The sequence below is a fragment of the Pseudomonas sp. S31 genome (assembly GCF_016648105.1).
Classification (GTDB): Bacteria; Pseudomonadota; Gammaproteobacteria; order Pseudomonadales; family Pseudomonadaceae; genus Aquipseudomonas.
In genome coordinates, this window is sequence record NZ_JACVVE010000009.1 from 53,985 (window position 1) to 76,932 (window position 22,948).

The 22,948-nt window shown below is 59.6% G+C and carries 20 protein-coding genes and 1 tRNA gene; 9 read left to right on the forward strand and 12 right to left on the reverse strand.

Annotated features, from left to right (window positions below; translation table 11 throughout):
- Positions 1-32 precede the first annotated feature (32 nt).
- The 3 genes from IAE37_RS09195 (at position 33) to IAE37_RS09205 (ending at position 3,996) form a co-directional block, all read left to right on the forward strand.
- Positions 33-1,616, forward strand: coding sequence for an aldehyde dehydrogenase (NADP(+)) (locus IAE37_RS09195; protein WP_201172534.1), 1,584 nt, complete (start codon positions 33-35; stop codon positions 1,614-1,616).
- A 92-nt stretch (positions 1,617-1,708) separates the two neighbouring features.
- A complete protein-coding gene (locus tag IAE37_RS09200) occupies positions 1,709-3,076 on the forward strand; it encodes an MFS transporter (RefSeq protein WP_201172536.1) in 1,368 nt (455 codons plus the stop codon).
- Entirely contained in the window at positions 3,073-3,996 is a 924-nt protein-coding gene (locus tag IAE37_RS09205) for a 2-hydroxyacid dehydrogenase (RefSeq protein WP_201172538.1), read from the forward strand. The genes IAE37_RS09200 and IAE37_RS09205 overlap by 4 nt, the downstream gene beginning before the upstream one ends.
- 125 nt (positions 3,997-4,121) lie before the next feature.
- Here the strand turns inward: IAE37_RS09205 and IAE37_RS09210 are convergent, their stop codons facing one another.
- From IAE37_RS09210 to IAE37_RS09250, 9 genes are all read right to left on the reverse strand, one after another.
- Positions 4,122-6,608: a TonB-dependent siderophore receptor gene (locus IAE37_RS09210; protein WP_201172539.1), complete on the reverse strand. Its 2,487-nt coding sequence runs from the start codon at positions 6,606-6,608 to the stop codon at positions 4,122-4,124.
- A 103-nt stretch (positions 6,609-6,711) separates the two neighbouring features.
- On the reverse strand, positions 6,712-7,659 hold the full coding sequence (locus IAE37_RS09215) for a FecR domain-containing protein (protein WP_201172540.1): 948 nt from the start codon (positions 7,657-7,659) through the stop codon (positions 6,712-6,714).
- 3 nt (positions 7,660-7,662) lie between these two features.
- The gene (locus IAE37_RS09220; RefSeq protein WP_201172542.1) at positions 7,663-8,175 is read right to left on the reverse strand and encodes a sigma-70 family RNA polymerase sigma factor; all 513 of its coding nucleotides are present in this window, start codon (positions 8,173-8,175) and stop codon (positions 7,663-7,665) included.
- 94 nt (positions 8,176-8,269) lie between these two features.
- Positions 8,270-8,863 carry a sugar O-acetyltransferase gene (locus IAE37_RS09225; protein ID WP_201172544.1) on the reverse strand — a complete coding sequence of 198 codons (594 nt, stop codon included), beginning with the start codon at positions 8,861-8,863 and terminating at the stop codon, positions 8,270-8,272.
- A 27-nt stretch (positions 8,864-8,890) separates the two neighbouring features.
- Positions 8,891-9,199 (reverse strand): hypothetical protein, encoded by a 309-nt coding sequence (locus tag IAE37_RS09230; protein ID WP_328822710.1) that lies wholly within the window; start codon positions 9,197-9,199, stop codon positions 8,891-8,893.
- Between the two features lie 230 nt (positions 9,200-9,429).
- Complete coding sequence (locus tag IAE37_RS09235) at positions 9,430-9,846, reverse strand: hypothetical protein (RefSeq protein WP_201172546.1); 417 nt, start codon at positions 9,844-9,846, stop codon at positions 9,430-9,432.
- A gap of 361 nt (positions 9,847-10,207) precedes the next feature.
- A complete protein-coding gene (locus IAE37_RS09240) occupies positions 10,208-11,113 on the reverse strand; it encodes a ParB/RepB/Spo0J family partition protein (RefSeq protein ID WP_201172548.1) in 906 nt (301 codons plus the stop codon).
- Positions 11,110-12,006, reverse strand: coding sequence for a ParB/RepB/Spo0J family partition protein (locus tag IAE37_RS09245; protein WP_201172550.1), 897 nt, complete (start codon positions 12,004-12,006; stop codon positions 11,110-11,112). The genes IAE37_RS09240 and IAE37_RS09245 overlap by 4 nt, the downstream gene beginning before the upstream one ends.
- Positions 12,006-13,559 (reverse strand): recombinase family protein, encoded by a 1,554-nt coding sequence (locus IAE37_RS09250; protein ID WP_201172553.1) that lies wholly within the window; start codon positions 13,557-13,559, stop codon positions 12,006-12,008. The genes IAE37_RS09245 and IAE37_RS09250 overlap by 1 nt, the downstream gene beginning before the upstream one ends.
- A gap of 610 nt (positions 13,560-14,169) precedes the next feature.
- Here IAE37_RS09250 and IAE37_RS09255 point away from each other — a divergent pair.
- Together IAE37_RS09255 and IAE37_RS28775 are read left to right on the forward strand one after the other, a co-directional pair.
- Positions 14,170-14,379 (forward strand): hypothetical protein, encoded by a 210-nt coding sequence (locus IAE37_RS09255; protein WP_201172556.1) that lies wholly within the window; start codon positions 14,170-14,172, stop codon positions 14,377-14,379.
- Positions 14,380-14,394: 15 nt separating this feature from the next.
- Positions 14,395-14,601 carry a DUF3131 domain-containing protein gene (locus tag IAE37_RS28775; RefSeq protein ID WP_236409865.1) on the forward strand — a complete coding sequence of 69 codons (207 nt, stop codon included), beginning with the start codon at positions 14,395-14,397 and terminating at the stop codon, positions 14,599-14,601.
- A 299-nt stretch (positions 14,602-14,900) separates the two neighbouring features.
- On the opposite strand, the gene IAE37_RS09260 is transcribed toward IAE37_RS28775, so the two are convergent.
- From IAE37_RS09260 to IAE37_RS09270, 3 genes are all read right to left on the reverse strand, one after another.
- The gene (locus IAE37_RS09260; protein WP_201172558.1) at positions 14,901-15,893 is read right to left on the reverse strand and encodes an integrase domain-containing protein; all 993 of its coding nucleotides are present in this window, start codon (positions 15,891-15,893) and stop codon (positions 14,901-14,903) included.
- An 894-nt stretch (positions 15,894-16,787) separates the two neighbouring features.
- Positions 16,788-18,107, reverse strand: coding sequence for a tyrosine-type recombinase/integrase (locus tag IAE37_RS09265; RefSeq protein WP_201172560.1), 1,320 nt, complete (start codon positions 18,105-18,107; stop codon positions 16,788-16,790).
- A 163-nt stretch (positions 18,108-18,270) separates the two neighbouring features.
- Positions 18,271-18,355: transfer RNA gene (locus tag IAE37_RS09270), tRNA-Leu, on the reverse strand.
- A 107-nt stretch (positions 18,356-18,462) separates the two neighbouring features.
- Here IAE37_RS09270 and queA point away from each other — a divergent pair.
- The 4 genes from queA (at position 18,463) to secD (ending at position 22,948) form a co-directional block, all read left to right on the forward strand.
- The gene (gene queA, locus IAE37_RS09275; RefSeq protein WP_201172563.1) at positions 18,463-19,512 is read left to right on the forward strand and encodes a tRNA preQ1(34) S-adenosylmethionine ribosyltransferase-isomerase QueA; all 1,050 of its coding nucleotides are present in this window, start codon (positions 18,463-18,465) and stop codon (positions 19,510-19,512) included.
- A gap of 14 nt (positions 19,513-19,526) precedes the next feature.
- The gene (tgt, locus tag IAE37_RS09280; RefSeq protein ID WP_201172743.1) at positions 19,527-20,642 is read left to right on the forward strand and encodes a tRNA guanosine(34) transglycosylase Tgt; all 1,116 of its coding nucleotides are present in this window, start codon (positions 19,527-19,529) and stop codon (positions 20,640-20,642) included.
- 42 nt (positions 20,643-20,684) lie between these two features.
- Positions 20,685-21,020, forward strand: coding sequence for a preprotein translocase subunit YajC (yajC, locus tag IAE37_RS09285; protein WP_201172566.1), 336 nt, complete (start codon positions 20,685-20,687; stop codon positions 21,018-21,020).
- A 65-nt stretch (positions 21,021-21,085) separates the two neighbouring features.
- Positions 21,086-22,948 (forward strand): protein translocase subunit SecD, encoded by a 1,863-nt coding sequence (gene secD, locus IAE37_RS09290; protein ID WP_201172575.1) that lies wholly within the window; start codon positions 21,086-21,088, stop codon positions 22,946-22,948.

Genomic DNA, 22,948 nt, shown 5'->3' on the forward strand with positions numbered 1-22,948 from the left:
CCAATGTCTTTCGCAACGCCAAGGAACCACCCATGACTTCATCTGCAGGCCAACAATTCATCGGCGGGGTTCGCCGCGCTACCGGCCAAGCGGCCTTGCACAGTGTCGATGCACGTACCGGGCAGGCGCTGCCCGAAGCGTTCCATCAGGCCACCGACGCGGAAGTGGACGCAGCCGCGCTGGCAGCGGCCGCTGCCTACCCGAGCTACCGGGCGTTGTCCGCAGCGCGCCGCGCCGAATTTCTCGAGGCCATCGCCGAGGCGCTGGACGCCCTGGGCGACGACTTCATCGACACCGTTTGCCGGGAGACGGCGTTGCCGCCAGCGCGAATCCAGGGCGAGCGGGCACGTACCAGCGGGCAGTTGCGGCTGTTCGCCACGGTGCTGCGCCGCGGCGATTTCGCCGGTGCCCGCATCGACCGGGCGCAGCCCCAGCGCACCCCGCTGCCACGCCTGGACATCCGCCAGTGCCGCATGGGCCTGGGGCCTGTAGCGGTGTTCGGCGCCAGTAACTTCCCGCTGGCGTTCTCCACCGCCGGTGGCGATACCGCTGCGGCACTGGCCGCCGGCTGCCCGGTGGTGTTCAAGGCGCACAGCGGTCATATGGCCACCGCGCAGTGGGTGGCCGAGGCCATCGTCGGCGCTGCCGAGCGCTGCGCCATGCCGGCCGGCGTGTTCAACATGATCTTCGGCGGTGGGGTCGGCGAGGCGCTGGTCAAGCACCCGGCCATCCAGGCGGTCGGCTTCACCGGTTCGCTCAAGGGCGGCCGCGCCCTGTGCGACATGGCTGCGGCGCGGCCACAGCCAATCCCCGTGTTCGCCGAAATGAGCAGCATCAACCCCGTGCTCGTCCTGCCAGGCGCGTTGGCCGCCCGTGGTGAGGCTGTGGCCCGTGAATTGGCCGCCTCGGTGGTCATGGGCTGTGGCCAGTTCTGCACCAACCCTGGCCTGGTGCTGGGTGTGCGCTCCCCTGAATTCAGCGCCTTCGTCGAGCACCTGCGGGCGCAGATGGCCGACCAGGCGCCGCAGACCATGCTCAACATCGGCACCCTGGCCAGCTACGCCCACGGTGTCGCCACGCTCAAGGCGCAGGCTGGCATTCGCCATCTGGCCGGCGCCGAGCAGCAGGGCAACCAGGCCTGGCCGCAGCTGTTCCAGGCCGATGCGCAATTGCTGCTGGACGCTGAACCGCTGCTGCAAGAGGAAGTCTTCGGCCCTGCCACGGTGCTGGTCGAGCTGGCCGACCAGGCGCAGTTGTTGGCCGCGCTGCACGCGTTGGGCGGGCAACTGACCGCCACGCTGATCGGCGAGCCTGGCGACCTGGCCGACGCCGCGCCGCTGGTGGCGGTACTCGAGCAGAAGGCCGGGCGGGTGCTGGTCAACGGTTATCCGACTGGTGTCGAGGTGTGCGACGCCATGGTTCACGGTGGGCCATACCCGGCCACTTCCGACAGCCGTGGCACCTCGGTCGGCACCCTGTCGATCGACCGCTTCCTGCGCCCGGTGTGCTATCAGAACTTCCCCGATGCGTTGCTGCCCGAGGCGCTGCGCGACGCCAACCCACTGGGGCTGTTGCGCCTGGTCGATGGCCAGCCCAGCCGCGAACCGATTCGCTGACCGACGCTGAAGCAGTACCACCGGGCGTGCTCGCGCCCGGTGCCCCTTCGATAACAACAATCAGGCATGCATGACATGCCGAGAGGCTGGCCATGGAACATCAAACTGTCGACCCCGCCTGCGATCAGGCTTTCGAAGATCGCACCTACCGCAAGGTCATCTTGCGTATCCTGCCGGTCCTGCTGCTGTGCTACATGGCGGCCTACCTGGACCGGGTCAACATCGGCTTCGCCAAGTTGAGCATGCTCGACGACCTACAGTTCAGCAACACCGTGTATGCCTTGGGCGCCAGCGTGTTCTTCTGGGGCTACTTCCTGTTCGAGGTGCCCAGCAACCTGCTGCTGCATCGCTACGGCGCGCGCTTCTGGATCGCACGGATCATGCTGAGCTGGGCGATCATCTCGATGGCCGTGGCGTTTACCCAGCCGCTGGCGGTGTTCTTCCACATCGAGTCGAGCACCATGTTCTACGTGCTGCGCTTCCTGCTCGGCATCTGCGAGGCCGGCTTCTTCCCCGGCGTCATCCTGTACCTCAACTATTGGTTCCCGACCCATCGGCAGAGCCGCGTGATGTCGGGCTTCCTGATGGCGATGCCGGTCAGCCTGACCCTGGGCGGCGTGCTGTCGGGCTGGCTGATGACCAGCCTCGATGGCTGGCACGACATGGCTGGCTGGCAGTGGATGCTGCTGCTCGAAGGCGTGCCTTCGGTGATCATGGCGGTGGTGGTGTTCACCTGCCTGTGCGACAACATCGACAAGGCCGGCTGGCTGTCGGACGCTGAAAAGCAACTGCTCAAGGCCAACCTGCAGCAGGAGGAGGGCGGCAAGGTCTCGCGCCTGGGCGAGGTGTTCTTCAATCCGCGCGTGTGGCTGCTGGTGTTCATCCTGCTGACCTTCAACACCGGCTTCTACGGCCTGGCGTTCTGGATGCCGTCGATCATCAAGAGCGCTGGGGTGACCAGCAGCCTGGAAATCGGCCTGCTGACTGCCATCCCCTATGGCGTGGCGGTGGTCGCCATGTTCCTCAACGCGCGCCACTCCAACCGCACCGGCGAACGCCGCCTGCATGCGGCGATCCCGGCGTTCATCGGCGGTTGCGGGCTGATCCTCAGTGCGGCGTTCTCTGGCAACGTGGTGCTGTCGATCCTGTTCCTGACCGTGGCCGCCTCCGGCGTGCTCAGCCTCATGCCGATCTACTGGACCCTGCCGGGCACCGTGCTCTCGGGTGTCGCGGCGGCGGCGGGCATCGGCATGATCAACGCCATCGGTAACCTGTCCGGTTTCACCGGCTCGATGATCACTGCGGTGGCGGAGAACCTCACCGGTGACATCAACAACGGCACCTACGTGCTTGGCTTGTGCCTGTTCGTCAGCGGTTTGCTGATCCTGGCCATTCCGGCGGCGATGCTCGGCCGGCGCAAGGAGCAGGCAGACACGCGACTGCAGCTGGAGGCGGCATGAGCATCATCCAGGGCAAGCCTGCGTTGCTGATGCTGGCGCCGCTGCTGGCCGAGCACGAAGCCTATCTGGCCGAACGTTTCGAGCTGGTGCGGGCGTATGACGCCGACGCCCGCCAGGCGCTGTTGGCCGAACGGTCGGAGCGCTTCGAGGTAGTCGTCACCAATGGCGTGCAGGGCGTTCCACCGGCGCTCATGGCGGCGTTGCCGAAGCTGTCGCTGATCGCGGTCAATGGCGTAGGGGTCGATGCCATCGACCTGGAGCAGGCTGGCGCTCGCGGCATCCGTGTCAGTACCACCGACGATATCCTCACCGATGCCGTGGCGGATCAGGCGGTGGCGCTGCTTTTGGCATTGCTGCGCCAGGTGTGCGTGGCCGACCGTTTCGTCAGGGCCGGCCGCTGGCGCCAGGGAGGCTTCCCATTGCTGGGCACCAGTTTGCGCGGGCAGCGAGTCGGCATTATCGGTCTGGGCAGGATCGGCCAGGCCATCGCCGAGCGGCTGCGGCCGTTCGGGGTCGAGCTGGCGTATCACAACCGAAGGGCGCTGGCAGATTGCGCCTATGCCTACCATCCCGATCCATGCAGCCTGGCTGCGGCCAGTGACATCCTGGTGGTAGCCGCTGCTGGCGGCACAGGCTCGCGGCACCTGGTCGATGGCCAGGTGCTGGAGGCGCTGGGTGCTGAAGGGGTGTTGGTGAATGTGGCGCGCGGCAGCGTGGTCGATGAGAGCGAGCTGGTGGCGCGGCTGAGCGATGGCCGGCTCGGCGGTGCGGCGCTGGATGTGTTCGCCGAGGAGCCCCAGGTGCCCGAGGCCTTGTTCGCCCTGGACAATGTGGTGCTGCAGCCGCACCTGGGCAGCGCAACGCTGCAGACGCGACGGGCGATGGCCGATCACGTGGTGCGCGCGGTGCTGACGCGATAGGCGAATTCCCAAAGGCAGCGCGTTCCCTGTAGGAGCGGGTTTACCCGCGAAGGCTGTGGTGAAATCACCGACGCCTTCGCGGGTAAACCCGCTCCTACAGGGATGATTTGTCCATCACTGTCAGGTCAGAAGGTGCCTTTCAAGGTCACCATGAAGTTGCGCGGCTCGCCATAGAAGTTGCCCCAGCCCGGCGCGCCGATGGTGGCGTAGTACTTCTTGTCGAACAGGTTGTTGCCGTTGAGCGCGATGCTCCAGTTCTGGTCGATGCGGTATTGCACGCGGCCACTCCACAGGGTGTAGCCCGGCTGTACCACGCGGGTGCTGCCGGTCTTGCGCGAGTTCTCGCTCTGGCTGCTGACGCCCGCACCGAGGGTCCAGCGGTCCAGCTCGCCGGCCAGCTGGTAGTCACCCCAGACCTTGAGCATGTGCCGCGGGATGAAGCTGGAGGTGAAGGTCAGCTCGGTGGGATCGGTATCGTTGATGGTCTTCAGGTACTTGGTCTGGGTGTAGGTGTACCCTGCCAGCAGCTGCAGGCGATCCATCGGCGAGCCGCTGATCTCGGCTTCGAAACCCTGGGCGCGGACCTTGCCGCTGTCGGTGTAGCAATAGCCATCGCCCGAGCCTGGGCAGACATCGGCATAGTCGGTTTCGGCGCGGTGGTCCTCGATGGTACGGAACAGGTTGAACGCGGTGTTCAAGCCGCCGTCGAGCAGTTCGCCCTTGATGCCGATCTCGTAGTTGGCACCGGTCTTGGGCTGCAAGGCCTGGCCCTGGGCATTCACCAGGTTGCCCTGCGGCTGGAAGATATCCGAATAGCTGGCGTAGGCGGTCCACTGGTCGTCGAGGTCGTAGAGCACGGCGGCGAACGGCGTGACCTGGCCGTTCTCCTGGCTGCGGTTGTGCACCCAGTAGTCCCAGGCCTGGGTGTACGAGTCGCTGCTGTTGCGGTACCAGCTCACGCGGGCGCCGAGCACCAGGGTGAGTGGCTCGGCCAGCTTCAGGCGCAGGTTGGCATAGGTGCCCCACTGGCGGGTGCGGGTGTCGGTCGGCTCGCTGCCGCCGCGGATCGGGTTGGCCAGGTAGTCGGCCTTGGACGGTCGCGGGAAGTTCGACGACGGGTCGAACGGGTTCTGGCTGCCGCTCAGCGACATCAGTGCGAAGTAGTCGTGGGTCTTCTGGTCGCTGGCGTTGGCGCCGACGATGATCTCGTGCTCCAGGCCGAAGGCCTCGAACTTGCCATCGAGGTAGCTATCGAAGCCGTAGTCGTCCTGGTCGTAGTCGAAGCGCCCGGCGTAGCGGTTCATGGCGGCGCTGCTGGCACCCACCGGCACCGAACCTTCGGAGTAGCCGTACTCGATGTTCTGGTTGTTGTGGGTGTAGACCGAGGCGAAGTTCAGCGTCCAGTCCTGGTTGAAACGGTGCTTGAGGTCGGCGAAGCCGGTGATGCGCTGGCTCTGCAGGTCGTTCCAGCTGGCGCCCAGGCAGGTCGAGCGCGACAGCTTGAGGTCGGCGCCATTGGCGTAGCGCGGCAGGCCGTGGTAGCACGGCGAGGCATCGACATCCTCGTAGGCCAGGCCGAAGCCCAGGGTGGTGTCGTCGGTGACGTCCCAGTCGATGGCGCCGTACAGCACCTGGTCCTGGCGGTCGGCGTTGTCGTAGAAGTACTGGCGGTCCTGCAGCGATGCCACCGCACGGCCGCGCACGGTGCCCGATTCGTTCAGCGGGCCGCCCACGTCGAGCTGGCCGCGGTAGTTGTCCCAGCTGCCGGCGGACAGCGTGAACGTGGTGGTGGCCTTGTCCTGGCCGCGCTTGCGCACGAAGTTGACGCCACCGGCCGAGGAGCCGGAGCCTTTCATCATGCCGGCCGCGCCCTTGAGGATCTCGACCCGATCATAGAACGCCATGTCGCTGGAGAAGCTGTTGGCCTGCACGTAGTTGCCGCCGACATCCAGCGGCACGCCGTCGTACTGGTACTGGCCGTCGAGGTTGAAGCCGCGGGAGTAGAAGTACTTGCCGCCCATGGGCGAGTCGTAGACGGTGATCCCCGGGGTCTTGTCCAGCACCTGTTCGAGAGTGTTGAGGTTCTGGTCGTCCATCATCTGGCGGGTCATCACGGTGACCGACTGCGGGGTCTCGCGCAGGCTGTGCACACCCTTGCCGATGGTCACCGCGCGGGCGGCGTAGGAGCCGGTACCCTCGGAGGTCGGGTTGAGGGTCTGGCTGGAGATGGTGGTCGCGCCCAGCTCCAGGGCGCCTTCGCTGTCTGGGGCCAGGGAGAAGCTGCCGTCGTCGACGGCAATGATGTGCAGGCCGGTGCCGCCGAGCAGGATCTGCAAGGCTTCGCTCGGGCTGTGCTGGCCGCTGACGCCCGGGCTGCGCAGGCCACGGACCAAGGCCGGCTCATAGGAAACGCTGGTCGAGGTGGCGGCAGCGAACTGCTTGAGCGCCGTTTCCAACGGGCCGGCGGCGATCGCCACGGTGGTCGCGGTCGAGTGCGGCTGGGCCTGCAGCGGCACGGCGGCGAATGCCAGTACGCTGCCTAGCAGCGCCCGGCGCAAAGCCTGTTGCAAGGGGGCGCGTCGGTGTCCGCGGTTGAGTGGGGTAGAGGGCATGTGATTTCCTTTCGCCGAGCTGGCCAGGTGAGTGCAGTTACAGACCAAGTCGAATGAGAAAGAAAATCGATAACCCCTCGGCGAACTTTTTTTCAGCGATTCTTCATGCAGGTTCCAGCTGTATCCAGTAGCGGGTGAAGTGGCGGGCCCGGAGTGACAGAGTGGTGCACAGGTTGCGCAGTACCAGGTCGCTGTCGTCGAGCTGGAACGCGCCGGAGATGCGCAGCCCGGCCACCGCCTTGGAACAGCCCAGGTGGCCGTGCCGGTAACGCCCGAGTTCGCGCAAGAAGGTCTCCAGGCGCCAATCGTGGACCACCAGCATGCCTTGGACCCAGGCATCTTCGTCACCGCTGGCCGGCAGGACCGCCTGGCACCCTTGCGCGTCGAAGCTTGCGCACTGGCCGGCTTCGACACGGGTGGCGTATCCAGGCGCCGCAGCTGGGCGTACTTCCACGGCATGTTCCTGCACGCTGACCTGCGACCCCTGGCTGTCACGGCGCACCACGAAGCGCGTCCCCAGGGCGCGTACCGAGCCATCGGGCGTGTGCACCAGAAAAGGCCTGGCCAAGGGGTCGGGGCGGGTGCTGATGGCGATCTCGCCGCGGACCAGTTCGATGCTGCGCAGGCGTGCATCGAAATGGATGTTCACTGCGCTACCGGTGTTGAGTTGCAATTGGCTACCGTCGGCCAGGGTCAGGCCGCGCTGCTCGCCGATGGCGGTCTGCTCGTCGGCGCGCAGGGCGCGCATGGGCGTCTGTTGCCAGCCAAGCAGGCCGCTGCCACCCACGAGCATGAGCACGCCGAGCACCTTGAGGCTGGCGCGGCGGCGGGCGAATGCGCTGTTCAGGGTGCGCTCGCCGACACCGGGGGTGATCCGATCGAGCTTGCTCTGCAACATGCCCACCCGGCTCCAGGCCGCCGCGTGGCTGGGGTCTGCGGCCAGCCAGCGGCTGTGCGCACCGACTAGCGCCAAGTCGCCTGGCGCGCAGCGCAGTTCCACGTACCAGTTGGCGGCCGCTTCGAGCACTTCGCGATTCAATGCAGGCGTCATCGCTCAGCCTTCCAGGTGCAACAACACATGGGTCAGTGCCCGTGTCGCGTGCTTCTTCACGGTGGTCACCGACAGCGACAGGCGCCGGGCGATCTCCACGTAGCTCAGGCCTTCGAGCTGAGACAGCAGGAAGACGCTGCGGGTGCGGGCCCCCAGGCCGTCGAGCATGGCATCGATCTCGACCAGGGTCTCGAGGATCAGCAGGCGGGTTTCCGGGGAGACCTCCACGGCCTCGGGCAGGTTTGCCAAGGTTTCCAGGTACGCGCGCTCGATCGAGCGGCGGCGATAGCTGTCGATGAGGAGGCTGCGCGCCACGCTGCTCAGGTAGGCCCGCGGCTGGCGCAGGTCGAACACCCGACGGCTGCTCAACAGGCGCACGAAGGTGTCATGGGCGAGGTCGGCTGCACTCTCGCTGCAGGCCATGCGCTTGCGCAGCCACTGGTGCAGCCAGTCGCTGTGTTCGCGGTACAGCGAGCCGACGGTGTCCTGTGGAGAAGGGGGGGAGGATGCTGGCATGGGTTGTCAGTGAATGAGAATTGTTTCATCGATTCTCCGACACTGATGCCTGTAGATGCAAGCGGCGCTGCCATCGGCAACCCGGCGATCGGCCTCAGGCCATGAAACCGGTCTTGTCGGCTTCGGTGATCGGCCTCAGCACACGGCACGGCACACCGGCGGCCACGACATTCGCAGGGATGTCCGAGGTCACCACGCTACCTGAGCCGATGATGCTGCCGTCGCCGATGGTCGCGCCCTGGTTGACATGCACCCCAGCGCCGATCCACACCCGATTGCCGATGCGCACCGGCTTGGCGTAGCAGCCCCCCGCAGCCCGCTCGGCTGGGTCGATGGCATGGTTGGAGGTGTAGATCCCGACCCGTGGCCCCAGCAGTACGTCGTCGCCGATGTAGATGCCGCCGCCATCGAGCATGACGCAATCGAAGTTGGCGTAGAAGTTGTTGCCGATATGGATGTTGCGCCCGAACTCGCAGCGAAAGGTCGGCTCGAAATGCACGCCCTCGCCGATGCTACCGAGCAACCGGCTCAGGATGGCCTGGCGCTCGGCGATGGGGCGGGAAAAGGCGCCGTTGTATTCATTGCTGAGCAAGACTGCCTGCTCGCGGGCGGTGACCAGTTCCGGGGTCAGGTCGTTGTACATCTGACCGGTGCGGATGTGGGCCAGTTGCTCTTCGATGTGTGGCACTCGAAAATTTCCTCTAGGCGTGAGTGCTCACCCTAACGCATCGACGTTGTCGCTGTACAAATCTTGCCTCGGCGGCGAACAGGTCGAACCGCCGCGATAATCGCCACCGGCTACCGCTACCAGAAAGGCCTCATCGGCCAAGACGCGCAAGTCGCGCCACTCCTTCCACTCGACGAGCTTCTGACGGTCCATTTCATCCGCCTGGCGCAGCAGCGTCTCGTGGTAGGTACTTGGGCATTCCTTGCGTAGCGCCACGTCTTCGTACGTGGCGTACCAGGTATCGATCGCTAGCATCCGCAGATCGCTCGGTGTTGCAGGCGGGGTGAGTGTGGTCATGACAGGCTCCACAGCTTGGTTTCGCTGTGGAGTAGCTGGCAGCGTGCGGGGTTCACCTGAGAGTCATGAGCGGCGCATGTCGGCGGGTGTGAACAGGTATTGTTACGAACTGGCGATCTGCCTCAGGCGATTGTGGAGGCGCTGCAGGGACTGACCTAGCATAACTCCAGGTACAAAAAACCGACCCTGCCGAGTGGTTGATCAGCATGGGCGCGCGAAGTGGTCACGAATCAACCAAGGCGAAGTAGAAGCACTGTGAGGAATGTGCAGGCCACCGTGAGGATCGCCACCAGGCAGGTCAGAATCCAGGCTGCGGTGGTCAGCCGATTCAAGCGTTGACTCACCTCGCTGACGTGAGTGTCATGCAGAGCGCGCAGTTCGGCGAGTTGTTCGGACAGGACAGTGGACTGCTGCAAGAGCGCTTCGATATCTGTTTGAGGCTCAGGCTGGATCGCGCCGCTGCGTCCAGACTCCGGCTGATCAGCCTCGCCCTTGGTATTGCGCCAAGCCAGGCGCCCCAGGAAGATGAACACGGCGGTCACGCCGTAGGCCATGCCCAGCAACGCCTCCAGGGAAGTGGTGATCTTCGCTGAAAGCACCTTTGGGGTGATGTCGCCAAAACCCTCATGAAACTGGGCAGCCGCCATTTGCGACTGCGCTTCGCGTACGAAAGCATGCGCGTTCTTCCTTGAAAACCTGAATCCCAGGCAAAAAAAAACCTTGCCGAAGCAAGGTTTTTTTCTGGATTTGGTGCCCCGAGGGTAACTCCAACTGTGATCTAGCCATCTGTTTTTGCTGAAAAATTTTTCAGGGGTTGAGGTTTTTGTACAGATTATTGATTTTTGGCATGATTTTTGATTTTTCCGGTAGGCGCTGGATCGTCATGTAGCTTGACGGACAAATACCCGACGAGTGGATGACTCCGCAAGGGCGCATCATCTGATCTTTATTTTTGGCCATAGCTTTTAGTTATAAACATCCCAGTGATTTCTTCAGCTTTATATATAGCTACTCTCGATCTAGATTTCTAGAGTCTGCTGTTACCGCATCCATGATGCCAACTAGTTCACGAGACAGGTCAGGTTCAAAACGATTTAAGTACGCTGAAATAGCTTCGTTGCGTAGGAGCCTACAGAGATAACCCTTGGCTACTACGAGGACTAGCATAGTCTCACCCAGAGTATCCTCAACAAGTCGATAGTCATGATAAAGTCTCTCCATCTCGCGTTCCATTTTCAGGATGTTTTCTGGAGATACCCCTTCAACGGAATTTTTCGACTCCGTTAAGTCTTCAGGTCTCGTGGCGGTAAGAACCATATGCGCATAGCGTCCAGTGTAACAGTTGGCTGAGATCATCATTTCTGCAGCTTCAATTTGACGCATTGGTTTCATTTTACGCAATATGTGGAATACGGGTTGCCCAACCATCCGTGTTTTTAGTAATTCAATGGCCTCGGTCGCTATGCCCTTTAATAGGTTTTGGCGTATATGAATTCGATCAATGCTAATGTTGAGAACCTCAGCAATTCTTTCAGCTGAAACTCCTCTCTCGATTGCCTGTATAATCATCTTGCTTTCTTGGATTGGCGTCAGTCTGTTTATTTGTCTGTTGTATGTGAAGCCTTCGTCATCTGTAGAGAGTAAGCAGAGTGCGTGTCGTGCTCCAAGCTGTTTTAATGCAGCGAGCCGCAGGTGTCCATCAAGTATTAAGTATCTTGGCGGTTGTTCGTTTAAATCGATAGGCTCGTGATGGATGGCAAGTGGTTCAATTATTCCGAGCTCTCGCACGGATGCGAGTATTGATAAATATTTAGGTGAGCCAAAAGTGGCAGCTGGAATTATTCTTGATGGCAGTAGCTGGGAGGTTGGAATGGTTATTAGGTTGTTGTCAAAAGCATTTTTAACTTCGCTCATGTTTCCCCCTTTACCCGGTCCGCCAGAACCTGTGGCATGTCTTCAATTCCTTCGCTTTTCAGCAAGGAACAGAAGTATTCATCTGATAGGAGTTTCCTTAGGGCGGTAACGACGAAAAGTAGGCGCTGCTCTCCGATGTCTGCTTTTTTTACCATGATTCTTTGTCTGCGAACCTCAGATTGATAGGCATTAAGCAACTGGCGCGAAGTTGTAATCTGCTCTTGTTTTTTTTGGTGGCTGAAGCATTTTCCAGTTGCTCGGCGACTGTCTATCAACTGGCGCACCTTCATCAGTTGATTGCCCTTTAACAGTCCGCTCTCATATGCCTCAAGCATGGCGTTTTGAATAACGGTGTCGTCAGATCGTGCAACTGTTATGGCTATTTTAATCGGGAGCCAACCCTTTTCCACGGCGCTGATTAATCTTTCCTCTCCTTGGCGAAGTAAGATTAATATTCCGCCCACATAGTTATAATCAAGGCAGGTTTTTTCCGATATTTGTTTGGTTGTATATCCTCGGTCGTGGAGTGAGTTAATTGCTTCTAATAGGTCAAGTTTAGAGTGTTTACGCCTAGCTAGATTCTCGACTAGGCTGATTAAATACCTTTCTATTTCGCTAGCCAGTATGATTACGCATGGTATGCTTCGTTCTCCGAGAGCCTTGAACGCTTCCAGTCGCCCTTGACCACATACTAGATCAAAACCTGTACTAGTGCGGGCTACCGTTATCGGTCTCTTCAATCCTAAAGTCGCAATGCTATCGACCAGTCTGGAGAATACTTTCTTATTTCGCTGTCTAGGGTTGATAACTCGTATAAGTTCAAGTGGTATTTGTTCAATTGTTGAGGCCCGAGCAACATGTAATGTCAAGGGGGTCTCTTGAGGCGCGTTCATTATGCGGCGCTCGACAAGTGAAACCGTTTGCTAAGAGTGGACAATATGTCCAGGCTTTCAAATCGATATAGCTCAAGCTCTCGAGGGTTAAATTCGGCCAGTCTCAAATTTGGTGCTATCAGGTCAATCATAGGGAAAAGGTAATAGTCTAATACTTCTCTTTCTCCGGGTAGCATACGAACGGCAATGGTGATGTCTGGAAATAAGCTGAAGTCAAACCGTACCTGCCAGCGTCGACGTGTGCTGCCAACTAATTGGCAGCGGCATAGAACCACTGAGACTGTGAATTCTTCATTGACAAGTATTAATTGTGTCTTAGGGTCCACTGAAATTTTGCCGCCTACCGCCTCAATTTTTGATTGAGTATCAGTTAGGATTTCCGGAAATCGCTCGCGTAGATGTCGATTGGCTTCGATGAATCCATAATCTCGAGTTGGTTCATATCCTATTAGGCGATAGCTATCAATCAGGCTTCCAAATCTTTTTCTGTAACAGCTACTCGAAGGTAAATCTTCCTGTTCATCTATAATAAGGCCAGATAGGCAGCCTCTTTCTTGGAATAAATCCTTTAAACCTGTGAGCATTTCCTCGTTTGACCAATAGCGTGTGCGGGCTTGGATGATCGCTTGGGCAGCGATGAATAGAGATTGGTCAACTATTGCAGGGAAAGCTGCGTTTGCTCGTACCCAGTCTTTAGAGGGATTTATAGTTCGAGGCATTTTCAGTTTTGATGACGTATGGTTCCATACATTGTTTCCAATGTATTTTTCGTTCACAAGGATTTGATGAACCACCCCGCGGGTCCACGGCCTATTTAGGTCGGTCAGTAAACCACGTCTATTCAGCGATTCAGCAATCTCCTTTTCAGTCTGAGCTTTTTTTATGAAGGCGTTATATATCTCCAGTACTACTTCTTGTTCTGTCTTCGGCCCTGGTGTAAGAATTATGCGGTCAGTTTGAAGGCTTTTGTACTCCTTTTGATGCAGAGTGGTTTTAGGTTTCCCTGTCTGGTCAATCAGTTGGCGGCGCAAGCCATAGCCTGCAGCTCCGCCTTGTCGATACCCTAACTGGATTAGGCGGGACTGTCCGGCGAATACTTTAACGGAAAGTTCGCGGCTATATTCGCCCGCCATCATGCGTTTAACGCTTTTTATTATGCTGGAAACGGGAGAGCCGTCATTTACAAATTGCTCTGCGCAATATTCTACTCGTACTCCAGCTTGCCGGCATCGCACTTCGTAGCTTGCGCTAACGTCTGGGTCTTGAAAGCGACCCCATCGGCTTACGTCATAGACGAGAACGGTGGAGAAGTCACTGTGTTTGTACTCGACATCAGATAGGAGTCTTTGGAGGGCTTCGCGACCCTCTAGATTAAGCCCGCTTTTTCCCGCGTCAGTGTAAATCTTAACAACATTAAGATTATGGGTCTGTGCATAGATGTTGATAGTGTCCAGTTGATTCTCTGTAGAATACTGCTGGTGCTCTGTCGACATCCGGACATAAGCCGCTGCGTTGTTATTAGCTTCTGCGCTAAATGATGTAATTTGTCGCATGGGCAGACCTATTGTGTCGGTTCATGGCATACCAGTAAGGGTGAGGCAGCTTGCTGTACGCCTATCGCTGGTCATCAACTATTAAATCTAGGAAGGGGAGGTGGAAAAATGATCGCGAAAATGGGCATTTCCTTTCCAATCAGTGCAGATGTCTATGCTCATGCCCTAGCATCAGCACTGCTGGACGAGCTCGGGAATTCGCACCGTGCCATAAAGACCCTACGAAACTGGACCAATGCGAGTGAGAGAACTACAAAAAATTGGCTGGCTGGTGCTAATGGACCTAGTGGGCTACATCTGATAGAAATAATGCGGCACTCTGATACGGTTCTTCATGCGGTACTTGAGTTGGCCCAACGTAGATCCATCGTTGGTATCGTGCTGCTTCCTGCTTTGAGGCAGCGTTTGCTAGATACTGCTGAGCTGATTGATTCGTGCCTCGGGCCTAGCTCGCACTCAGTCAAAACGTGATTGTTGGTGGTTGAGTGGTCCTGAAAGCCTTTGCGGTGAGCAGCGTTAGGTGGCACGGAAAGCCGTGAGGGCTGACGCTAAGACGCGCTGCAGAGCGATTCGAGGCTGGTGCTGATTGGAAGAGGGGGCAGGAACAGGAATGAAGCGAACCCTGGAAGGCATAGCGTTAGCCGGCGAGCCGCTTTTGCGGCAGGCGCTAGAAGCGATTAGGGCTCATCGCCAAGCGGTCATAGATGATGCTCCTGGAGATGAAATTGAAAGGCTTCGCCTGCTTGCAGATTCACTTTTCCAAACAGTTGTGGACTATCAAATTTTGAAAGGCGGTGGTCTGTCAGAGTCGTTCCACTAATCAACCAGGTGGCAAATGCCTAATCCGCTTGAGGTCTTACTCCCCGATCATCCCGCGTACACCGACGCCGTCGAAGCCATGCGCCGCTGGCAGGAGGCTAGGGATGGCGGTGCATCCATTGTGGAAGTCGAGCGGCTGAGGCAGGTCGCTGAGTCGATGTTTCAAGCTGTCACAGACTATCAACTCCGGGCTTTTGGGCTCCCCGGCGGCTCTGTTCATTGAGTGGATTGGTCAGGTGAGAGGTTGCTTCGTAGCGACCTCAAAGGTCTCGCGGATACCAAGGCCTCTCCATCCTTTGCACAATTAGCCGCATCGTCAGCAGGTAGTAATAGCGGCTTGACTCTGAGTGATTTTTTAGGTGATGACGCCGAAACCATATGAGGTGCTTCCGCTTCCAGAGCCAAGGATTCGCAATACCCCATCGTTCTGAAATCGCTGATTGAATAGCTAAAGCCTGCTTTATATGCCTGCCGCGCGTAACTTGCGCACCACTCAGAACTCCGGACAAGAATATTGACATGTCAAATGCCATGGCCGCGTCTCCCTCCGATATAGGCCGCTACCACATCAACTCGCCCATGCCCTAACTCACAGCTAATCTGCTTGCGTGCTAACTGATCAAGATGTGGGTTAGCCCGATGAAGCCATCCACCGTTGACCGGAGCAGTACACCCCGTGATTTTTTCAAAGCGCTCGCAGGCATAGGCAGCTCGAAATTCGTGGAAGCCTTTTACGTTATGCGCTTGGAGGACGTCCCGCGCTGGGCGGATGATTTCCTGCAGAACATTCAGATAGCTTTCGTCTGGCGCAATCAGGTTACGGCTACTCGCAGGCGACACCTGCCGTGCAAATCCTAGTGCGTCTTGAACATGGTGGTCCACCGCAATCCATCGTGGCGCTGAGGCGCCAGCTCGGCCGCCTTTGGTGCCATCCTGGATGTTGATCTTGCCTAGGTCGTTAGCCTCACGACTTAACCGTGGCAGGTCAGCCAGGATGGCCTCACGCAGGCGCATGCCGGTGGCTCGCGCCAACAGAACAATCGCTGCGGCCCGTTGCTGATGATCGCGACAAAGCGCATCGACGATCTGCTTAACCTGTTCGCGGTCTTGGCCTTGCGGAGCCGATTGGCGAACTCCGGTGCGCTGCATTCCCAACGCCTTGCTCGGACTGGGCAATTTCACACACTGATCACCGCGCAGCGCTGCCATGGTCCTGTTAACGCTGGATAGGCGGTTTTGTGCGGTGCTGATGGCGAGGCTACCGCACTCAACCGCATCGCGCAGATACGCCGCATAGTCCGCCAATACCTTCCGATCAATCTGCCGCGCATCATTGATACCTGGCCCTTGTTCGGAGCGGCACCACTTCACGAATGCCTGCCACCGATCACAGTGCGCCTTGACCGTGCCGTAGTGGCCTCCGCCGAACATGTCTTTCAGCGCTTGCGGCCCTGCGTAGCTCAACTGTCTGTCATAGCCGAAATTGCGGCCATCGCGTCTACCCACCAATGCCATGTCAGTCACCTCATCTTCCGACCTCCGATCCTCGCCCCACGTCATCCCGCCAAGAATGATGAGTGTTATCAGGGATCAAGGCCCCTGCGACCTGTGGGGAGTGTCCTCTACGCGGGACTGGCGGCTCCTTACGACCGGGAGCAAGGGCATCTCATGATCTGGCCTCCTGAACACCGTTACCGGTGGGCGGGTGGAGGCAGCACTGGCTGACGAGACCGGCGCCTGAAGATCCTGAGCCATGTGCAAGCAGCAATGCGATGACCGGGGCATACCTGACTGTCAGTCAGGTGCAGTCCATTCCGTGGTCTGCGGCACCATCATCTACAGCGCTGTTGCTGGTGACATCGGCGTTTGTCACGCCGATTGTCACGAGGGGAAATGCCGCAAAGCCTTGTGCGATCAGGGCTGCAGCAGTGGTAGAAGTGCCCGTCTCTTTCCAAAAGAAAGAGACGGGCACAGGTTGGCGCAATATTCGGCCAAGCGGATAGGTTGCTGCAGGGCAGCGAAGTACGGTGTATCTGGCGCACGAGCGCTATATGTGTAAGAGCATCCATCACATGGGTAGTGACCGGGCGAGCTGCCGAATGCGAATCGCCCTTGGGGAGAACCACTGCGAGAGCAGCGTGACCTTGAAGGCTCGGGTCACCTGGGGGCTGTCAACGACAGCCTTTGCACTGTCTTTTCTACGCCCGCAATCCGAGAGGGTCAAGCGACTCGCCCGCAGGATTTTGTGGTTGAAAATGGCATTGGGTGTGTACGGAGTCCCGTGGTTTCCAGTGGCCGATGTGGTGCTTTTGACTTTTCAGGTGAGGTCCATCCAAACAGGGCGGCTTTGCAGCCCTGTTTGGATGGACCCGCGAAGAAAGCAAAATCGGTGCAAATCTTGCGGCAGAACTATCGCTGAAGCGCGCCGCGTTGTCCTTCCATTCCATTGTGACCAAAACTGGTAGCGTTGTTCCCCAAGAGTACTGTCGCCTTGTGCGACAGGAATTGGTTTACCCTCGCGTCAAGCTGGTCTCGCAGATCTGGGGTCATTCCTTCTCGGAGTGCATCAAGGTAGTCGGCGTACCACTGCATCATGATCCGCCTTTGTGTCATGTAAAGGGCTTGATTGTATTCGCCAGCGATGCCGCCCTCGACATGCGCAAGCTGGCTTTCAACGTGATCCTTCAGCCAGCCATGCTCTCGGAGGAGCGTACTCGCTGTGTGGCGAACTCCGTGGCTGACTAGCCGGCCCTGATAGCCAATCTTCACGAAGACTAGATTTATAGTGTTTTCACAGAGCACAGCACGTTTATTGCCATTGCCCGGAAACAGGTAGCGACTGCGCCCGGTTAGTCGGTGAAGCTCAACCAACTTCGCGATGAGCTGGTGGGGTAGGGGGGTGACGTAATCTCGGCGCATCTTCATACGCTCTGCGGGAACGGTCCACGTTCCTTCCTCAAAATCGATGTCTTCCCAAGCTGCGTAGCGAACCATACCGGGGCGAGCAGCAGTCAGTATGGCCATCCAAGCAGCTACTCGCGCGGGTAAGCGGCTAGTGGTTCTACTTAATGCTTGGAGAAATTCTGGGAGCTCATTTTCGTGCAGGTGGGGGTAGTGCAGGGTGGGAGGAGGAGCGAGGGCGATCGTGTGGAGCTCTGATGCTGGGTTGTGTTCGCACAATCCGCGAGCAATTGCCTGACTGAAAATCTGCTTGAGCCAAGTCCGTGCTTTGTCGGCAACATTGAACGCGCCACGTTTTTCGATGCTTGCCTGTAATCGTGCGCAGTCAGCCCTCGTGATTTCTTCCAATTGCTTTGAACCCAATGCTGGGAGGAGGTCCTTGTCTAGGTAGTCACGAATCTTCTTCAGCGTCGCCTGGGCGCGTCCAGAGTCGGCTTTGAACTGATACCAGTATTCGGCTGCACGCTTGAAGGTGTTGAGTCCGGCTTCTCGTTTTTCACGTTTATCTGCCCGAGCCTTAGCACCTGGGTTGATGTCGATTTTCACGAGTCGGCGGCACTCTGCGGCCTTGTCACGAGCTTCCTGCAGCGACACTACCGGCCAGACACCAAGTGACATTTTCATCGCTCGACCACGGTAGGTGTACCGAAAATGCCAGTACTTGCTTCCGTTTGGGTGAACCAATAGGCCAAGACCCGAACTATCACCAAGCATGTATTGCTTGTCCGTCGGCTTGGAGGCTTTGATCTGCAAGGCTGTGAGTGGCATATCTGTACACCTCCAATTCTCGAACTGGAATCTGTACAGAAAATGTACCAAAAAGAGAGTGGCTGACAAGAGACGGGGGTGGAACCCCAGAGACCAAAAAGCCCGCAGTTAGCGGGCTTCTTGGGTATTGCGTAGCCGTCATTGGACGTCTATATACACGTATTGGTGCCCCGAGGGAGACTCGAACTCCCACTCCTTTCGAAAACGGATTTTGAATCCGCCGCGTCTACCAATTCCGCCATCAGGGCGTGTGGCGCGCAGTATAGAGAGGTGCCATACGCCGGTCAATCGGGTTTCATGGTCAATTTTCACGCATTGGGCTAAACTTCCCGGCCCTGCCGAACCGAACATCATCATGCGCGTCGCCGATTTTTCCTTCGAACTCCCTGATTCCCTGATCGCTCGCCATCCACTGGCCGAGCGCCATGGTAGCCGCCTGCTGGTCCTCGATGGGCCGAGCGGGGCGCTGGCGCACCAGCAATTTCCCGACCTGCTCGAGTACCTGCGCCCAGGCGACCTGATGGTGTTCAACAACACCCGGGTGATCCCGGCGCGGCTGTTTGGCCAGAAAGCCACCGGCGGCAAGCTGGAAGTGCTGGTCGAGCGGGTGCTCGACAGCCACCGCGTGCTCGCCCACGTGCGCGCCAGCAAGGCGCCCAAGGTCGGCACGCAGATTCTCATCGACGGCGGCGGCGAAGCGGAAATGACCGCGCGCCACGACACGCTGTTCGAACTGCGCTTCAGCGAAGACGTGCTGCCGCTGCTCGACCGCGTCGGCCACATGCCGTTGCCGCCGTACATCGACCGCCCCGACGAGGGCGCCGACCGCGAGCGCTACCAGACGGTCTATGCCGAGCGCGCCGGTGCGGTGGCCGCGCCTACCGCCGGGCTGCATTTCGACGAAACGCTGCTGGAAAAGATCGCCGCCAAGGGCGTGGAACGCGCCTTCGTCACCCTGCACGTCGGCGCCGGTACCTTCCAGCCGGTGCGGGTCGACAAGATCGAAGACCACCACATGCACAAGGAATGGCTCGAAGTGAGCCAGGACGTGGTCGACGCCATCGAGGCCTGTCGTGCCCGTGGCGGGCGGGTGATCGCCGTGGGCACCACCAGCGTGCGCTCGCTGGAGAGCGCGGCCCGCGATGGCGTGCTCAAGGCCTTCAGCGGCGACACCGACATCTTCATCTACCCGGGCCGCCCGTTCCATGTGGTCGATGCCCTGGTCACCAACTTTCACCTGCCAGAGTCCACGCTGCTGATGCTGGTCTCGGCCTTCGCTGGTTACCCCGAGACCATGGCCGCCTACGCGGCGGCGGTCGAGCAGGGCTACCGCTTCTTCAGTTACGGTGATGCCATGTTCATCACCCGCAATCCGGCGCCACGCGGCCCAGAGGATCAAGCATGAGTCGCACCTGTCGAATGTCCTTCGAACTGCTGGCCACCGACGGCAAGGCCCGTCGCGGCCGCCTGACCTTCCCCCGTGGCACGGTCGAGACCCCAGCCTTCATGCCGGTGGGCACCTATGGCACGGTCAAGGGCATGCTGCCGCGCGATATCGAGGCCATCGGCGCCGAAATCATCCTCGGCAACACTTTCCACCTGTGGTTGCGCCCAGGCACCGAAGTGATCAAGAAGCACAACGGCCTGCACGACTTCATGCAGTGGAAGGGCCCGATCCTCACCGATTCCGGTGGTTTCCAGGTGTTCAGCCTGGGGGCCATGCGCAAGATCAAGGAAGAGGGCGTGACGTTCGCCTCGCCAGTCGATGGCTCGAAGGTGTTCATGGGCCCCGAGGAATCGATGCAGGTGCAGCGCGACCTGGGCTCGGACATCGTCATGATCTTCGACGAATGCACCCCGTACCCGGCCGAGCACGACGTGGCACGTACCTCCATGGAGCTGTCGCTGCGCTGGGCCCAGCGCTCGAAGAACGCCCATGCCGACAACACCGCGGCGCTGTTCGGCATCGTCCAGGGTGGCATGTACCAGGACCTGCGCATGCGTTCGCTGGAGGCCCTGGAGAACATCGGCTTCGACGGCCTGGCCATCGGCGGCCTGTCGGTGGGCGAGCCGAAGCACGAAATGATCAAGGTGCTCGACTACCTGCCGGACCAGATGCCTGCTGACAAACCTCGTTACCTTATGGGGGTAGGCAAACCGGAAGATCTCGTTGAGGGTGTGCGCCGCGGCGTCGACATGTTTGACTGCGTGATGCCGACGCGTAACGCGCGCAACGGCCATCTGTTCGTCGATACAGGGGTGATCAAGATCCGCAACGCGTTCCATCGCCATGATGAATCGCCGCTGGATCCGACCTGTGATTGCTATACCTGCAGCAACTTCTCCCGCGCCTACCTCCATCATCTGGACAAGTGCGGCGAAATGTTGAGCAGCATGCTGAATACCATCCACAACTTGCGCCATTACCAGCGCTTGATGGCCGGTTTACGCGAGGCTATTCAACAGGGTAAATTGGCCGCCTTCGTCGACGCCTTCTACGCCAAACGTGGGCTTCCCGTGCCGCCTTTGGACTGACTGTTCGCATCCATTATTAGAAAATTACATTAGGAGTGCCCAATGAGCTTCTTGATCCCCGCCGCCTACGCGGACGCTGCAGCACCTGCCGCTGGCCCTGCCGGTACCGGCTTCGAGTGGATTTTCCTGGTCGGTTTCCTGGTCATCTTCTACCTGATGATCTGGCGCCCGCAGGCCAAGCGTGCCAAAGAGCAGAAGAACCTGCTGGGCAACTTGCAAAAGGGTGACGAAGTTGTCACCAACGGCGGTATCGCCGGCAAGATCGTCAAGGTTGCCGACGATTTCGTGGTCCTGGAAGTGTCCGACAACGTCGAACTGAAGTTCCAGAAGGGCGCCATCGCCGCGACCCTGCCTAAAGGTACGCTCAAGGCTATCTGAGTTACCGGTTTTACTTTTTCCAGTCGGGGCGCGCAACGCGCCCCGCGTCTTGAACGGGCGGCGTGATGCTGAACAAATATCCTCTGTGGAAATACGCACTGATCGTGCTGGTACTGGCGATCGGCTTTATTTATTCCGCACCCAACCTCTACCCGGATGATCCGGCGGTGCAGATCAGCGGTGCCAGCTCGGCGCTGCAGGTGAGCCAGGCCGACCTCGATCGCGTCTCCAAGGCCCTGGTCGATGCCAAGATCACCGTCAAGGGCGCGAGCCTGGGCGAGAAGGGCAGTGGGCTGATCCGCCTGACCAACCAGGAAGACCAGCTGCCGGCCAAGGATGTCGTGCGCAAGGCCCTGGGCGATGATTACGTCGTGGCCCTGAACCTGGCCCAGACCACTCCGCAATGGCTGCGCAACCTGGGCGCGAGCCCGATGAAACTGGGCCTAGACCTGTCCGGTGGTGTGCACTTCCTGCTGGAAGTGGACATGGACAAGGCCATGACGGCCCGCATGAAAGTCTACGAAGGCGAGGTCAAGACCTTGCTGCGCAAAGAGCGCGTCCGCTATCGCAGCCTGCCGCAGCAGGACGGCGCCGTGATGCTGGGCTTTGCCGACGATGCCACCCGCGAACAGGCGCGTGCCCTGATCCGCAAGAATTTCAATGATTTCGACCTGACCACCACCGAGCGCAACGACCTCGCCGTGCTGCGTCTGGCGCTGACTCAGGCCAAGGTCGCCGAGATCCGCGAATACTCGATCAAGCAGAACCTCACCACCGTCCGCAACCGGGTGAACGAGCTGGGCGTCGCCGAGCCGCTGGTTCAGCGCCAGGGCGCCAACCGCATCGTGGTCGAACTGCCAGGTGTACAGGACACTGCCGAAGCCAAGCGTATTCTCGGCAAGACCGCCAACCTCGAGTTCCGTTTCGGTGCCGAGCCGGGCGCCTCCAAGGCCACTACCGAGGTCTTCGAGTTCCGTGAAGGCGGCCGCTCCGCGCCGGTCGAGCGTGGCCTGATCATCACCGGTGACCAGGTCACCGATGCCCAGGCCAGCTTCGACGAGCACGGTCGCCCGCAGGTCAACATCCGTCTGGATGGCCACGGCGGCGAGCTGATGAGCCGCGCAACGCGCAGCAACGTCGGCCGCAGCATGGCGGTGATCTTCATCGAGCAGAAGCCGATCACCCGCTACGTCAAGCAGACCGTCGACGGCGTCGAAAAAGACGTTGCCGTGCAGAGCTTCCAGGAAGAGAAGAAGATCATCAGCCTGGCGACCATCCAGTCGCCGCTGGGTAGCCAGTTCCGCATCACCGGCCTCAACGGCCAGGGTGAATCGTCCGAACTGGCCCTGCTGCTGCGTGCCGGTGGTCTGGCTGCACCGATGTACTTCGCCGAAGAGCGCACCATCGGCCCAAGCCTGGGTGCCGACAACATCACCAAGGGTATCGACGCTTCCCTGTGGGGCATGCTGTTCGTCTCGCTGTTCATCATCGCCATCTACCGCGGCTTCGGCGTGATCGCCACCATCGCCCTGGCGGGCAACATGGTGTTGCTGCTGGCGCTGATGTCGTTGCTGGGCGCCACCCTGACCCTGCCGGGTATTGCCGGTATCGTGTTGACCATGGGTATGGCGGTGGACGCCAACGTGCTGATCTTCTCGCGTATCCGCGAAGAGCTCAAAGCCGGCATGTCGGTGCAGCGCGCCATCCACGAAGGCTTCAACCGTGCCTATACCGCGATCATCGATGCCAACCTGACCAGCCTGCTGGTCGGCGGTATCCTGTTCGCCATGGGTACCGGCCCGGTCAAAGGCTTCGCGGTTACCATGTCCCTCGGGATTTTCACCTCGATGTTCACCGCGGTCATGGTGACCCGCGCCATGGTCAACCTGACCTGTGGCGGGCGTGACATCAAGAAGCTGTGGGTTTGA

Bases quoted from the DNA above. Each gene is read 5' to 3' on its own strand.
- IAE37_RS09195 (WP_201172534.1), top strand. From the start codon at position 33: ATGACTTCATCTGCAGGCCAACAATTCATCGGCGGGGTTCGCCGCGCT.
- IAE37_RS09200 (WP_201172536.1), top strand. From the start codon at position 1,709: ATGGAACATCAAACTGTCGACCCCGCCTGCGATCAGGCTTTCGAAGAT.
- IAE37_RS09205 (WP_201172538.1), top strand. From the start codon at position 3,073: ATGAGCATCATCCAGGGCAAGCCTGCGTTGCTGATGCTGGCGCCGCTG.
- IAE37_RS09210 (WP_201172539.1), bottom strand. From the start codon at position 6,608: ATGCCCTCTACCCCACTCAACCGCGGACACCGACGCGCCCCCTTGCAA.
- IAE37_RS09215 (WP_201172540.1), bottom strand. From the start codon at position 7,659: ATGACGCCTGCATTGAATCGCGAAGTGCTCGAAGCGGCCGCCAACTGG.
- IAE37_RS09220 (WP_201172542.1), bottom strand. From the start codon at position 8,175: ATGCCAGCATCCTCCCCCCCTTCTCCACAGGACACCGTCGGCTCGCTG.
- IAE37_RS09230 (WP_328822710.1), bottom strand. From the start codon at position 9,199: ATGACCACACTCACCCCGCCTGCAACACCGAGCGATCTGCGGATGCTA.
- IAE37_RS09235 (WP_201172546.1), bottom strand. From the start codon at position 9,846: ATGGCGGCTGCCCAGTTTCATGAGGGTTTTGGCGACATCACCCCAAAG.
- IAE37_RS09240 (WP_201172548.1), bottom strand. From the start codon at position 11,113: ATGAGCGAAGTTAAAAATGCTTTTGACAACAACCTAATAACCATTCCA.
- IAE37_RS09245 (WP_201172550.1), bottom strand. From the start codon at position 12,006: ATGAACGCGCCTCAAGAGACCCCCTTGACATTACATGTTGCTCGGGCC.
- IAE37_RS09250 (WP_201172553.1), bottom strand. From the start codon at position 13,559: ATGCGACAAATTACATCATTTAGCGCAGAAGCTAATAACAACGCAGCG.
- IAE37_RS09255 (WP_201172556.1), top strand. From the start codon at position 14,170: ATGAAGCGAACCCTGGAAGGCATAGCGTTAGCCGGCGAGCCGCTTTTG.
- IAE37_RS28775 (WP_236409865.1), top strand. From the start codon at position 14,395: ATGCCTAATCCGCTTGAGGTCTTACTCCCCGATCATCCCGCGTACACC.
- IAE37_RS09260 (WP_201172558.1), bottom strand. From the start codon at position 15,893: ATGGCATTGGTGGGTAGACGCGATGGCCGCAATTTCGGCTATGACAGA.
- IAE37_RS09265 (WP_201172560.1), bottom strand. From the start codon at position 18,107: ATGCCACTCACAGCCTTGCAGATCAAAGCCTCCAAGCCGACGGACAAG.
- queA (WP_201172563.1), top strand. From the start codon at position 18,463: ATGCGCGTCGCCGATTTTTCCTTCGAACTCCCTGATTCCCTGATCGCT.
- tgt (WP_201172743.1), top strand. From the start codon at position 19,527: ATGTCCTTCGAACTGCTGGCCACCGACGGCAAGGCCCGTCGCGGCCGC.
- yajC (WP_201172566.1), top strand. From the start codon at position 20,685: ATGAGCTTCTTGATCCCCGCCGCCTACGCGGACGCTGCAGCACCTGCC.
- secD (WP_201172575.1), top strand. From the start codon at position 21,086: ATGCTGAACAAATATCCTCTGTGGAAATACGCACTGATCGTGCTGGTA.